13 protein-coding genes and 1 other annotated feature are annotated in these 14,212 nt (G+C 31.4%); all 13 genes read left to right on the top strand.

Going from position 1 to position 14,212, the window contains the following annotated elements:
• Positions 1-267 precede the first annotated feature (267 nt).
• The 13 genes from D2833_RS04235 (at position 268) to D2833_RS02130 (ending at position 14,004) form a co-directional block, all read left to right on the top strand.
• Positions 268-1,206 (top strand): ABC transporter transmembrane domain-containing protein, encoded by a 939-nt coding sequence (locus D2833_RS04235; protein WP_011113610.1) that lies wholly within the window; start codon positions 268-270, stop codon positions 1,204-1,206.
• Between the two features lie 105 nt (positions 1,207-1,311).
• Positions 1,312-1,986 (top strand): ATP-binding cassette domain-containing protein, encoded by a 675-nt coding sequence (locus tag D2833_RS04240; protein WP_261974438.1) that lies wholly within the window; start codon positions 1,312-1,314, stop codon positions 1,984-1,986.
• A gap of 4 nt (positions 1,987-1,990) precedes the next feature.
• The gene (locus tag D2833_RS02080) at positions 1,991-3,778 is read left to right on the top strand and encodes an ABC transporter ATP-binding protein (RefSeq protein WP_231992388.1); all 1,788 of its coding nucleotides are present in this window, start codon (positions 1,991-1,993) and stop codon (positions 3,776-3,778) included.
• 62 nt (positions 3,779-3,840) lie between these two features.
• Positions 3,841-3,920, top strand: a sequence feature (ribosomal protein L21 leader region).
• 11 nt (positions 3,921-3,931) lie between these two features.
• Complete coding sequence (gene rplU / locus D2833_RS02085; RefSeq protein ID WP_011113613.1) at positions 3,932-4,234, top strand: 50S ribosomal protein L21; 303 nt, start codon at positions 3,932-3,934, stop codon at positions 4,232-4,234.
• 10 nt (positions 4,235-4,244) lie between these two features.
• The gene (locus D2833_RS02090) at positions 4,245-4,559 is read left to right on the top strand and encodes a ribosomal-processing cysteine protease Prp (protein ID WP_011113614.1); all 315 of its coding nucleotides are present in this window, start codon (positions 4,245-4,247) and stop codon (positions 4,557-4,559) included.
• Between the two features lies 1 nt (position 4,560).
• Positions 4,561-4,857: a 50S ribosomal protein L27 gene (gene rpmA, locus D2833_RS02095; RefSeq protein ID WP_011113615.1), complete on the top strand. Its 297-nt coding sequence runs from the start codon at positions 4,561-4,563 to the stop codon at positions 4,855-4,857.
• Positions 4,858-4,926: 69 nt separating this feature from the next.
• The gene (locus D2833_RS02100) at positions 4,927-5,838 is read left to right on the top strand and encodes a deoxyribonuclease IV (protein WP_011113616.1); all 912 of its coding nucleotides are present in this window, start codon (positions 4,927-4,929) and stop codon (positions 5,836-5,838) included.
• Positions 5,825-6,337, top strand: a complete 513-nt coding sequence (locus D2833_RS02105; protein WP_011113617.1) for a transcriptional repressor — start codon at positions 5,825-5,827, stop codon at positions 6,335-6,337. The genes D2833_RS02100 and D2833_RS02105 overlap by 14 nt, the downstream gene beginning before the upstream one ends.
• Positions 6,243-7,115 (top strand): DUF3196 family protein, encoded by an 873-nt coding sequence (locus D2833_RS02110; RefSeq protein ID WP_011113618.1) that lies wholly within the window; start codon positions 6,243-6,245, stop codon positions 7,113-7,115. Before D2833_RS02105 ends, D2833_RS02110 begins: the two co-directional genes overlap by 95 nt.
• 55 nt (positions 7,116-7,170) lie before the next feature.
• Positions 7,171-8,502, top strand: coding sequence for a trigger factor (gene tig, locus D2833_RS02115; protein WP_011113619.1), 1,332 nt, complete (start codon positions 7,171-7,173; stop codon positions 8,500-8,502).
• A 103-nt stretch (positions 8,503-8,605) separates the two neighbouring features.
• Complete coding sequence (gene lon / locus D2833_RS02120) at positions 8,606-11,044, top strand: endopeptidase La (RefSeq protein WP_011113620.1); 2,439 nt, start codon at positions 8,606-8,608, stop codon at positions 11,042-11,044.
• A gap of 67 nt (positions 11,045-11,111) precedes the next feature.
• Positions 11,112-13,061, top strand: coding sequence for an ABC transporter permease (locus D2833_RS02125; RefSeq protein ID WP_027333169.1), 1,950 nt, complete (start codon positions 11,112-11,114; stop codon positions 13,059-13,061).
• Positions 13,054-14,004, top strand: coding sequence for an ABC transporter ATP-binding protein (locus D2833_RS02130; RefSeq protein ID WP_011113622.1), 951 nt, complete (start codon positions 13,054-13,056; stop codon positions 14,002-14,004). Before D2833_RS02125 ends, D2833_RS02130 begins: the two co-directional genes overlap by 8 nt.
• Positions 14,005-14,212: the final 208 nt, after the last annotated feature.

Below are 14,212 nucleotides of genomic sequence, written 5' to 3' on the forward strand. Positions count from 1 at the left end.
ATGGATAAGAAGTGCACAGAACAGCTATCATCAAGCTTTGAGCCAATTTCACTAGATAATTTTATAATCTTATTGCTAATTGATTTTTAGAAGAAAATAAATCCTTGTCATTTATAATGACAATAAACTATTTTATCGTTATTTCTCATCTTACAAATAAGCTTGACTTTAAGATAAAATCAAACGCAACGTTGATCAGAATTTGCTAACTAATTAAGACACTGCACGAGTTATATCATCAATAATTTAAGAACAAAGCAATGGATTATGATTTTCATTGGAATCATTGCTTCAATTGTTTATGTAGTTGTTGCTGGGTTTGTTGTACTAATCATTCAAAACTTTGTTGATTTAATTAGTGGAATTAAACAACCAGACTGACTAGTCCATGATCCTAATGATAAACTAAGAGCTACGATTAATTTTACAGCTCTTAGTTTAGGTTTAATTATTATTAGTTTTTTTATTAAAGTAATTGGTCGAATTATTTTATTAAAACAAACGTTATTAGCGGCAAATTTATTAAAAAATCAATTATATTACAAGATCAATTCGATTAGTTTAGAACAATTTTATCAATACCAAAGATCGACGCTAATCAATAGGTTAAATGTTGATTATTTTAAATTAGAAAAAGCAGCTATTAACGTCTTGGTTTACATGATTGAAAACATTTTTGAAATCTTTGTTTATATTGGGTTTTCAATCGCTTTAAGTGGTTACTTATCATTAATCTATTTATTCTTTATTCCGTTAGTAATCTTCTTAATTATCCACGGATCTAAGAAAACAAAAGATCACTACAAGAAAACTTATCAATCACTTGATAATTTAAATCAAGTGATACGAGAAAATATTATTGGAGTAAAAGTAGTTAGAACTTTTAATTTAGAAGATTTTCAAAGTTTAAGATATGACAACCATCATAAACAATGATTAAAATCAGTATTAAGAGCTGATCTAATCCTTGCTATGATGTGACAATTAATTTTCTTAGCAATTAATATCTTTATTACTTTAACTCTAGTTACAGCTGGGTATTTAAATAAGACTAATTCTTCATTAACACCAGGTGTAGTAATCGCGTTTTTAAACTATTTAACTTACACTAGTTATGTTGTTATTGGGATCTGTGATTATGTTTTAAATATCCTTAAAACCAGATCAGCTAAGCAAAGAATTAAGGAGATCTTAGACTTAAAATAAGAAGTAGAACTTAATACAGCAATTTTTGATGAAATTGTCGGTAAAATCTCAATAAACGGTCTTGATTTTAAATATGAACAAAATAATTTTAATGTTCTAAATAAGATCAACTTAACGATTAAACCTAAAGATAATATTGGCATAATCGGATCAATTGATTCAGGTAAATCGACTTTATGTAAATTAATCGCTAAGATAAATAATGCTCCTGATAATATGATCATGATTGATAATGTCGATATTAATAAGTATCAAACTAGACATATTCGACAATCGGTAGCAATTGATTTTCAAAAGAAACAATTATTTTCTGGAACGATTAAATCAAATATTTTAAAAGCTAATCCTGATGCAAATCAAGATCGGATTAACCAAGTATTAGATCATTCTTGTGCTAATGAATTTATTAATAATTTAGATGATAAATTAGAGCACAATTTAATCGAGTTTGGTAACAACCTATCAGGTGGTCAGAAAGCAAGAATCTGTATCGCAAGAACACTGATTAGAGATAGTAAAATCATGATCTTTGATGATTCATTAAGTGCGCTTGATAATATTACTGCTAAAAAGGTTTTAGATAAGATCTTAGCTAACTATCAAAATCGAACTAAGATCTTTGTAAGTCAACAGACCAGAACCATCAAAGATCTTGATAAAATCATCGTTTTAGATCAAGGCAATGTTGTTGGTTATGATACTCACAAAAACTTATTAACTTCTTGTGAAGTATACAAACAGATCTACGATTCGCAAAAACGAATAGGAGATGAAGTTTAAGCCTATGGCCAGATTAAAGCAACTGTTTCTTCTATTAAAAAATGATAAAAAAGTGCTGGCTTTAACGATGATTTTAACTAGCTTTAAATCAATCTTTCGGATTGGCAGTTCACTGATTTTTGGGTATGTGATTCAGAACATATTTGTTAATATTACAACCCTAGACCCTGTTGTTGCCCAAGAGAACTGAATTAGGTTATTACAGTTCTCAGCAATCCTAGCTGCTGTTTATTTTTTATTGTTTCTTTGTTATATCTCAAGTACAGTAATCACAATCAAATTAGCTTACAAAACTACGGTAAAAATAAGAGATATTGTTTTTAAGAAGATTCATAAAATTGATCTATTAACATTAGAAAAAATGATGAATGGTGAGGTTATTAACAAGATCGCTGTTGATGTTGATTTAATCTCAGCTAACCTGTCAACATTTTTAGGTGAATTGTTTTCTACGCCGATCGTTACGATATTTGTCTTTGTTGCGCTTTTTGTTGTTTCACCATACCTGACATTAATCACAATCGGATTAATGTTAATTATGCTTTTAGTGCAATTGATTGTAATTAAGAAAGCTAATGCTGCTCAAGAAAAGAGTTTAGCTTTATATGAAAAGTTAGCCACATTTATTGAAGAGCACGTTCAACAATATGAACTTATCAAGTCTTTAGATATTACAAATGTTGTTAATAAGGAATTTAAACAACTATCTGATGATTATCTCAAAGTTAATCTCAGATCAACTAAACTGTTTAGTATGATCTATCCGATTAACTTCTTATTTGAAGATACCGTAATCGTTAGCGCTTTTATTTTTTCTTTATTGTTCCAAAGCTTTAACTTAAGTTCGGGATCACCAATCCAGTTTTTAAACCAGATTAATTTAGCTCTTATTACGACCTTTAATCTGATGCTAAGATTTGCTTTAGGTGAATTGTGGTATCTATTTAAAGTTTCAGCTGATATACAAATTACTTTTGTTTCGATTAAAAGAATTCAGTCATTCTTAAATTTAAAAGAAAAGTTTAATTACCAACACACCCCAATTGAACAACTTAAATACATTAAGTTTGACAACGTTAGTTTTTCATATGATAACAAACACTTAGCATTAGATAATGTTAGTTTTCAAATCGATGTTAATACTTCAACAGCAATCGTAGGACAAACCGGTTCTGGTAAATCAACGATTATGAACTTATTATCAAGATATTACCAACCAACAAGTGGTGAGATCTATTTTAATGATCATAATTACCAAAAGCTTGATGAATACCAATTTAACCAAAAAATTAGTGTAGTGTTACAAGACAGTATCATGTTTAGTGATACGATTTATAACAATATCGCTTGTGTTAAACCAAATGCAACTAAAGAGCAAGTAATCCAAGCTGCTAACGAGGCTAAGATCCACAATTTTATCAGTAATCTTAAAGATGGATATGAAACGATCATTGATGAGAATCAAACTAACTTTTCAGCTGGTCAGATCCAACAGATCGCTTTAGCAAGAGCGTTTTTAAGTGATGCTGATATCCTAATTATGGATGAAGCTACTTCAAGTCTAGATTCTAAAACTAAAAAGTTAATCCAAGATGCGATCTTTAATCTCATGGATAAGAAAACTGTGATCTTGATCGCTCATAGATTATCAACGATTATTAACGTTGATAAAATCTTAGTGATGCAAAAGGGTAAGATCATTGAAAGCGGTAGTCATGATCAACTAATTAATAAAAAAGGTTATTATTATCAGCTTAATCAAGTTAATGTCGATGAATCTAGCTTAATGTAAGCGGTTTATTTGGTATAATATATAAGACTTATTTAAGAAAAATAAGCAAAATTAGACCAATAATCTAGTTTCAACCGTTTAGTAATGGTAACTAAGAATCAAGGATAACTTGATCACCATGATAACGAGTCTATCTGGAGGAAATACAATAAGATGTTTGCAGTTATTGCATCAGGTTCAAAACAGTACCGCGTTAAGTTAAACGATGAAATCTACGTGGAAAAACTAAATTCTCAAGTAGGTGAAAAAATCGTTTTTGACAAAGTGTATTTTGTGAACAACACTTTTGGTAAACCTTTTGTTAAGGGCGCTTCTGTTACTTGTGAAGTACTTAAACAAGGTAGGCAAAAGAAGATTAATGTGATTAAACACATTTCACAAAAACACCACTTAAAAAAATACGGTCACAGACAACCATACACCAAGCTTAAAGTTGTAGCGATCAACCACGGATAATTAGTTAACAATGATTACAATAACTTTTTATGCAAGTGCAATAAGGGTTTCAGGTCATGCATTCTTTGCTGAATACAACCAAGATATTGTGTGTGCAGGGGTTAGTGCAATCGTTTTTGGGGGGATTAATTACTTCTCACCAGAAGCAGTTAAGGTGATTAAAGATTCACAAAATAGCACAATCTTTTTTGAGTTATTAGAAGTGGATAGTAAAAATTTAATCGCAATAGATCTGATTAAAACACAATTATCAGTGATCGCTTCAGTCTATGATCAACACATCAAGATCATTGATGAAACAAATCGAATCGTTATAGGAAAATAAAATGAAAAAAATATGATTTCACTTAGACCTGCAATTTTTTGCTTCTAAAAAAGGTGTGGGTTCAACTAAAAACGGCCGTGATTCTAACCCGAAGTTTTTAGGTGCTAAATTAGCTGATGGACAACAGGCTAAAACCGGTCAAATTATCTACCGCCAAAGAGGTAATAAGATCTGACCTGGTAAAAACGTGGGACAAGGTAAGGATGATACCCTATTTGCATTAGCAGATGGAATTGTTCGTTACACTAAGTTCTTAGGTAATAAAACCAAAGTTAGCGTTGTTGAGCAATCAAAATAATTTTTAAAAATAAATAATTAAAATAAAACCAAGCAATAAAACCGCAATTGGTTTTATTTTTATCTTTCTATGAAATCAAACAAAATTAAGTATTTAGGTTGTTTTGTTGGGGCAACCAAACCTGATTTTATGCTGGGAATGGTGAAAACGGTTGTTGATTATGGAGCAACCAGTTTTATGTTTTATAGTGGTCCACCACAAAGTTTTAGAAGAACACCAACTGCCCAATTTAAATTAGATTTAGCTAAAGCATATCTAGCTAAGCATAACTTAGGTGATCTAGGTGATAATTATGTTGTTCACGCTCCTTATTTAATTAATTTAGCTAATGGTGATTCAACTAAACGAGAACGCAGTTTTAACTTCTTTTTAGATGAACTAAAAAGAACTAACGAATTAGGTGCCAAATACTTCGTTTTACACCCAGGTTCAGCCTTAAATGTCAAAGACAAAACTCAAGCATTAGATCATTTAGCTACTGAATTAAACCGGGCGATCTCAATGACTAAAGACACGATCATCTGTCTTGAAACAATGGCTGATAAAGGTCAGCAAATCTGTTCCAAATTTGAAGAATTACGATACGTAATTGATCAGATCTCTGACAAATCTAGAATCGGTGTTTGTTTTGACACTTGTCACGTTCATGATGCTGGGTATGATTTAGCTAAAACTCAAGAGTTAATCGATCACTTTGATCAAGTCATCGGACTTAAATACTTATATGTGATTCATTTAAATGATTCAAAAAACCCGATGGGAGCAAGAAAAGATCGCCATGCTAATATTGGTTATGGCAAGATCGGGTTTGAGAACCTACTTAATTTCATCTATCATAAAGAGATCTGTAATAAGATCATCATTCTAGAAACCCCTTGAATTGATGATCCAATTCGGGGTGAAGTGCCTTTATACAAAGAAGAGATTGAGATGATTCGGAACAAAAAGTTTGTTGAAGGATTAGTTAATGAAGAATCATAATCAACTAGATTATTATCTAAAGATCTTAAATAAAAACAAATACCGAATCACCAAACCTAGAAGGTTAATCTTAGAATGTTTATTAGATGATTTCAACTATCATTCGATCGAAGATATCATCCAACATATCTATAAAAAAACCAAGAATAAACCTAACGTTTCTTCAGTTTATAATTGCTTACAAACTTTTATCCAACTCAATCTTGTTGATTCGTTCTTAAACACTTCTTGTGATCTAAAACGTTATTATACAATCAAACATGAAGTTCACGAACATATTTATTTCATCAACAACCAAAAAGAGCTCAAGCAAAATCTTAGTACGATTATTATTCCCAAAACCATTAATGATCAACTAAAAGCTTATTTTGATCAATTGGGAATAATTAACCCACAATATTATATTGTGGTTAGTGGGGATAATGAAAAAATGATCAAACCTCATAAAAACAATGATGACAAAGAACAAGACATTTCATACGATAAATGAGATCATTAATGATCTTAGTAATAGTGAACTAGCTAATGATCAAAACACCCAGTTTTATCTATCTTTACTAATGATGATTAAAACTGATCTTGATAATAAAGATTTTAAGAAAGCACTAACTAGTATCCAAGAAGAATTAGATACGGACTATTTACCATTAGCTTTAATTGATTATTTCAAGCAAGCACATTTAGTAACCAAACGCTTGATGTATGAAAATGAGTTTGATTGGTTAGAAAAACTAGATAAGAAAGAACTAATTAATAAAACGATCATCAACTTCCCTGAGAACTTATGGTACTTTGATTATTTAGCAACTAAAGAAGAAAATTTCTGAAATATTGATGATTTTGAGTTTTTTCGACATATCTTTATTACTAAGACGTATGATAACAGCGATAAGTTAGTAGCAGCACAATTATTACAAAAGATTGAGCCTTTTATTAATCTTAGTTTTGAAGTTTATAATAACAAACTTAAGCAAACGTTCACAGTCACCTTAAAAAAAGATGATATCTGAGCTAAAAATACCCAAGCTTATTTTAACGACGTCTTAGATCAGATCGAATCAAGCTTTTATAAAGATCCTTCTAAAGAACAATTAGCCACTGAGATCGTTAATAATATTATGCAAGATTATTATCCTTCTTACCCTGATTTTGTTAGTGTTAAAGAATTAGCTAGTGGGATCATTCAGTATGTCAAAAATTGTTTTGATAATAAAAAACCAAATACCAAGATCAACTCGATTGTTTATGATGTAATCATAAACTGTATTGATCAATAAAATTTTCTTATTGTAAAATATCAAAAGTAAATATTGTTTGTAACCAGAAAAAATCATGTTTAAAATTCGAGAAAAAACTAACGCTGACCATAAGGTTAAATACATCGTTGATGTTAATGAAAAGAATTGAAATGAAGCTTACCAAAAAAAGTTAAACGCAGCTGTTAAAAACGTTAAGATTCAAGGTTTTAGAAAGGGACATGTTCCCTATCAAGAAGCGATTAAACATATCGATCAGATCGGATTATTTGATCGTGCGGTTAATCAGTTAGTACAACCAATCTACCTAGAATTAGTTAAGCAAGAAAAGATTAAGGATTCTGAAACAGTCCTAGAAGAAAACCCAGAAGTTAGCGTAGTTGAGATTGATGATAAGAAGTTAGCATTAAGCTATAGTTTTGAAACAATTCCTGAAGTAAAAGTTGGGGACTATTTAAAGATTAACGGATTTTTATCAGAAACCCCTGTTAAGGATGAAGATGTGCAAACTGAACTTGTGCGAATCTTTAAATCAGCAGGTAAGTTAGTTGATAAAAAAGAAGGTGCAACTCTTGAAAAGGGTGATATTGCCTTCTTAGATTTCTCTGGTGAGATTGATAATAAAGCGTTTGAAGGTGGTAAGGCGAAAAACTACGAATTAGAGATTGGTTCTAATTCGTTCATTCCTGGATTTGAAGATCAAATGGTGGGAATGAAGGTTGGTGAAAAACGTGATTTAAACTTAACGTTTCCCAAAGATTATCACGAAAAAACTTATGCTGGTAAACCAGTATTATTCAAGGTTAAATTAAATTCAATTAAAGAAGTTCAGTTGCCAGAGATGACTGTTGAAAAACTGAACGAGTTGATGAAAACTCAATACAAGAATCTTGATGAAGCAAAAGAAGATATCAAAAAGCGCATGGATCGAAATCAACAAGAACATGCCAACCAAATGAACACGATGTTACTAACCCAATTTGCTAATGAAGATTGTCAGTTCTCACATATCCCTAAAAGCTTACTTGATCGCGAAGTAAACTTACTTTACCAACAGTTTGCAAATCAGATGCAACAGATCAAAATGAGCGTTGAAGACGCACTAAAGATCCAAAACCAAACTAAAGAACAACTTTATCAAAGACTAACAGAACAAGCTACTAGAGCAATTAAATTAGTTTTAGTTTTAGAAGAGATCGGTGATCTTGAAAAGATCAGTGTTTCTGAAGCTGAGATCAATCAAGAGATCGAAGAACGCATCAAAGAGATCTCTAATAATCAAGAACTACCAAAAGAGCAGTATGATGCGATCAAAAATTACTTTGTAACCCAAAAAGAACTGATTGAATCAATGTTAACTAATAAGAAAGTTGTTGATTTAATCATCAAAAAAAATCTAGCTCGATAATCACTTAAACCTAATTAGCACTTGAATTCTTAGAGTGCTAATTATTATGGTATAATATTATTTAGATAGTTTTGCTTGAAAGGAAGATAACACAGATAAACTCATGGCAACATCAAAATCAGTGCAAAAAGCACCCTTATTAATCTCACGTAAGATGGTTGTATTTCCTTACAACCAATACGTTTTAAGCATTGGTCGAGCGCGATCAATGAAACTTATTAAAAAGATCAAAGCTCAACTTATTGAAGAATCAAAAAAGATGAAGTCAGGCCAAGCTAAAAAAGAGTTTGAAAAGATTTTGGTTGTTGTCCAAAAGAACGATAACATTGACAAGCCAACAGTTAGTGATATCTACAAATACGGAACTTTATGTGAGATAACTAGAATTAATGAAGAGGTTGATCAAGAAACGGGTGAACTGACTTATGAAGTTTCAATCCGTGGGATTGAAAGAATTAAGATTAGTACATCAAGTCTAAAAAACGTTTCACTAGAAGATTATATCGACCCAATTAGTTATTCGATCTGCAAAACTTATTTATCAATTAAACCTGATGAATTGTGAGACACAATTCAAAAAGAAGGTGTATTTGATGAAGCTGATCTAAAAGAGATGGCAAAAACTGATCTAACAACAAGAGAGTTAGATAAGATCTCATTAAGTCTAGCAGCTAATGCTAATGCCACTTTTGGTTCTGAACTATTATCAGAACATAATAAACAAGCGATCTTGGAACGTGATGATATTAAAGAACGTTTTGATCTTTACTTTAAGATCTGAAGAAAGATCCAATCTAATATCAAAGCTAACGAACGTAACGAAGATATTAAACAAGTTGAACGAATGATCGAGCTGAAGATGAAAAAGCAGCTGACCAAACAACAAAATGAATATTATCTTCGTGAAAAACTAAAAACGATTAAAGAAGAGCTTGGTGATATCACCAATAAAGAAGATGATGTTGAGTCAATCCGAGCTAAGATTAAAGCTAATCCTTACCCTCAACACATTAAGGATCGAATCTTAACTGAAATTAATCGTTATGAAGCAACCGCTCCCCTTTCTCAAGAAGGCAATGTCATTAAAACTTATTTAGATTGATTAATCAACTTACCTTGATGACAAACTAAAGAAGATAATTTTGAGATTGAAAAAGTAACCAAAACTTTAGATAATAACCACTACGGGTTATCTAAAGTTAAAGAAAAGATCATCGAGTACTTAGCATTAGCGATGCGTTCAAAAAATGCTAAAGGACCAATTATGTGTTTAGTAGGTCCTCCTGGAGTGGGGAAATCATCTTTAGCTAAATCGATCGCTGAAGCACTTAACAAAGAGTTTGTTAAGATCTCACTTGGTGGGGTGCATGACGAATCTGAGATCCGTGGTCATAGAAGAACTTATGTTGGTTCAATGCCTGGTAGAATCATCAAAGGAATGAAAAAAGCTGGGGTGATTAACCCATTATTCTTATTAGATGAGATCGACAAGATGGGTCAATCAGTTAACCATGGTGATCCAACTGCAGCATTACTTGAAGTGTTAGATCCTGAACTAAATAACAAGTTCAATGATAACTACATTGAAGAAGATTATGATCTATCAAGTGCAATGTTTGTAGCGACTGCTAACTATGTTGAAGGGATTCCAGAAGCACTTTATGACCGGATGGAGATTATTGAACTAACTTCATACACTGAGCATGAAAAGTTATCAATCGCTAAGAATTATCTAATCCCAAGATCACTTAAAGAAGCAGAACTTTCTGATAGTGAGATCAGTTTTAGTGATGAAGCGATTATGTACATCATTAAGCACTTCACTAAAGAAGCTGGGGTTAGAAGTCTTGAACGGGTCTTAAAACAGATCGTTCGTAAGTTCTTAGTAGCCAGTCTAAGAGATAAGAAACTAAAAAAACAAGTAATCAATATCCCAGAAGTAAAACACTACTTGAAAAAAGAGGTGTTCGATTACACCCAAAAAGATGAATTCTCAATCCCTGGGATCGTTAATGGGATGGCTTACACCCAATATGGAGGTGATCTTTTACCAATCGAAGTAAGTATTGCTCAAGGTGGTAAGGGTAATGTGGTGATTACAGGTAACTTAAAAGAAACGATGAAAGAATCAGTTAACGTTGCTTTAGGTTATGTAAAAGCCAATGCTGCAGAATTTGGTATTGATTATGAGATCTTCCAAAAAGTTGATCTACACATCCACGTACCAAGTGGTGGGATTCCAAAAGATGGTCCAAGTGCAGGGACAGCACTAACAACAGCGATCATCTCAGCGTTCACCAATAAAAAGGTAAGCCCATCAGTAGCAATGACTGGTGAAATCACTTTAAGAGGTAAGGTTTTACCGATCGGTGGGGTAAAAGAAAAAACGATCTCAGCTCACCGTGGTGGAGTTCGTACGATCTTCTTACCAGAAAAAAATGAAAACCACCTTGATGAGGTTCCAAAAGAGATCTTAAAAGATTTAGAGATTATTCCTGTTAAGGAATACAAAGAAATTTATAAAAAGCTCTTTTGTAAATAGTTAATAATAAAATTATCTTGCGTTTTAATCCAAATTCGCAAGAAATTTTTTTTATTTTATCAACCGCGTGAAACAACCAAAACAATTCTGAATTTACTTTGCTTTTTTAATTAAACAGATCGTCAAAAAGCCTTTTGTCTGAGCGACTTTTAGTGCTTATTTTATTATGCTTTTGGTGATCTTGTTGATCTTTCCTTTATACCAAGAAACTTCACCAGCTAACTATTGAAATAACCCCGTAATCCACGTTTCAACCTTTTTAATTCCGGTTGTTTCGATCTTTGGGATTATGGTTGCGATGTTCTTATTTAAGGATGGGGTGGCTGATGGAACTGAGATTATTATTATCTCCAAACCGGTCTCAAGAAAGATCTATGTTTCAGCGAAATTTTTGGTTTTAATCCTAACGTGTTTAGTTTTTAGTTTCTTATTAATTATCACAGCAGCGATCGCTAAGATTAATCCACAGTTTCAATTACAAAACATGAAGGATTTAATGTTAGGGATCTTTATTGGTAATTTCATTAATTCCTTATTTTTTGGTTCGATTTCGATCTTAATTTCATTTGGGTTATCTAAGAATAGCACAATCGTGATTGTGTTCTTAGCTACTTTTTTAATGAACTTTCAAACCCAACTATCAGCACTGTTTTTCAAGTCACCTTCAAGAGTGTTAAGTGATTCTCAACACACTTTAGTTGAGCGTTCACTCTTAACCAATAAGCAAGATCGAAATCACCAACCAGTTGGTGAAACTGTTGCCTTCCAACCAACCCCATCTGATGCTAAGCAAAATATTAAGCAACTATATGAACAAGCTGAAGCTAGCACATTTTATAACCAATCGTTTTATTTTAATTTAGGTAACGCATTAAACTCGATCTACAACCTAAACAGTTTGTCATACGAAAATAGTGGTAATATCAACTTCTTATCAGCTAATACCAAGATTGTTTTTGAACGGGTTTTTGATCCAGATAATTTTTATAATATTGATTTCTTTCTTCCTAGACCTGATGAAAAAGGGTTGTTGCAATTACAACGGTTTAAAGTGTTCTTATCAGCCCCAACCCCTGAGAAATCATCAACATCATTTATTCGAATTAGTAACCCTCCTAGTTATAGTTACTTAAACACAGATCAAGATAGTTATACTGTAACTACTGCTGATTTTGATCTATATGAAAAGAATCCGGATAATGATAATCTATTAGCTAATACTTATCAGATCTTTTTTGATGAGGTGTTCACCTCAACTAAGAATAGTCAACAACGTTCAATCGCTTCATTATTATCTTCTTTATTTAACCAATACCTAACTGAGATTATTGATCAAAATAACACTAACCTTAATGATCTATTTATCAAGATCTCACCAGATTTAGTTAACTTAAATGATTTATTACGTTCACCAAACTTAATGTATCAATTTACTAAGAGTTTTGAACAATCTGATGCTAAAACTAATGAAGAAAAAGCGATCGAAGTTTACAAAAAAAGGGTGAACTTATTTTATGCTTTAAATGATACGAACAGTTTAACTAAACTTAAACGGTTTATGACTTATTCAAACGCGATCTTACAAAACGATATTATCTTTAATCGTTTAAGATCAGATACGATCCAAAATATTATTGGTAATAGTTTTACTAATAACCTATTCTTAAGATTATTATTACAAAATTCTTTAAGGAATCTAAATTTACCTAATTTAAATTTAGATGATCTAAAACTGATCTTTTATCAACAGATCTTTAATGAGTATTTAGCTTTATACTTAACTCAAGTAGTTAATCTTTCTCAGATTATTGAACAGATCGAAGGTAAGGGTAAAAAACAAGGTTATTTTGTTAACTTGTATCCAAGTGCGATCAGACAAGATCAGTTAAGTGATACTTATATTATCTCAAAACAACCAATCGTCAATCCCTGGATGATCGTTCTGATTTTATCAACGATCTCGATTGCTTTATTAGGTTTATCATCTGTAATATATTATTCAAAAGACTATGCATAACTATAAGATCTTAGAAGTTATTAATTTAACAAAAAAATTTAAAAGAAACCAACCTCCAGTAATTAATAACCTTAATTTTGTGGTGAAGAAAAACCAATACCATGTTTTTATTGGTGCTAATGGTGCAGGGAAAACAACAACAATTAAAACAATTATTGGTGCTTTTAAAAAGACTAGTGGGATGATCTTAATTAATGGGGTTGATAGTAATAATCCCCAAGCAAGAAAAGCACTAGGTTATGTTCCAGAAGTCTCAAGGTTTGCTAACACCCTAAACACATTTGAATATTTAGTGTGAATGGGGCGATTGTCTGGTTTAAATAAGTTAGCAGCTCAAACTAAAGTCAAAAGCAAACTAGAAGAGTTTAATATGATTAAGTTAGCCAAAACTAATCCCAATAAGTTTTCTTCTGGCCAGAAGAAAAAAATCATCTTAATCCAATCATTATTAAACGATCCTGAACTATTAATCTTAGATGAACCAACCGCTAATCTAGATCCTAAAGCACGGATCGAATTTATGGATTTTATTAAGCAATTACAAAAACAATCCCAAACTTCGATCTTTATCTCTTCGCACGTATTAACTGAAGTAGATCAGTATGCTGATAGTATCACGATCCTTGATGGTGGTAGGGTTGTTTTTAGTGGTGATCTTAATGAGATTAACCAATCAAATAACCATTATAAAAAATACATATTAAAAGTTAAAGATCAAAAAGCAGCAATCAAACTCTTAAACAAAGCAGGCTTTAATTGGATCTTTAAACCAGATCAACAAATATTTTATCTTTATTCTAGTGAACAAACTAAGATCGATCGTTTATTACATGATCTGATCTTAGAAAAAAACCAGATCATTGAGTTTAGAGAACACCAGTTCTCGATCAATGAGATCTATGAACAATACATTAAGATCGGTTCAGTACAAACAGCTAGATAAAAAATAAGTTAAACCAACTAAAACAGATTTAAGAAGAAGACGAAATTGCAAAAACTTTGCATTTCGGCTTTTTTTGTCTTATTGAAATCATCATTTAACTTGAAGTATCTAAGAGCAATTAATATCTGCTTATAACAAAATAAACTTGTGTAATAAATTAAGAAGATAATTTATTCTTTTAGAACAATCTTAGTTATTTTTAATTAGA

The organism is Mycoplasmoides gallisepticum (assembly GCF_900476085.1).
Lineage (GTDB): Bacteria > Bacillota_I > Bacilli_A > Mycoplasmatales > Mycoplasmoidaceae > Mycoplasmoides > Mycoplasmoides gallisepticum.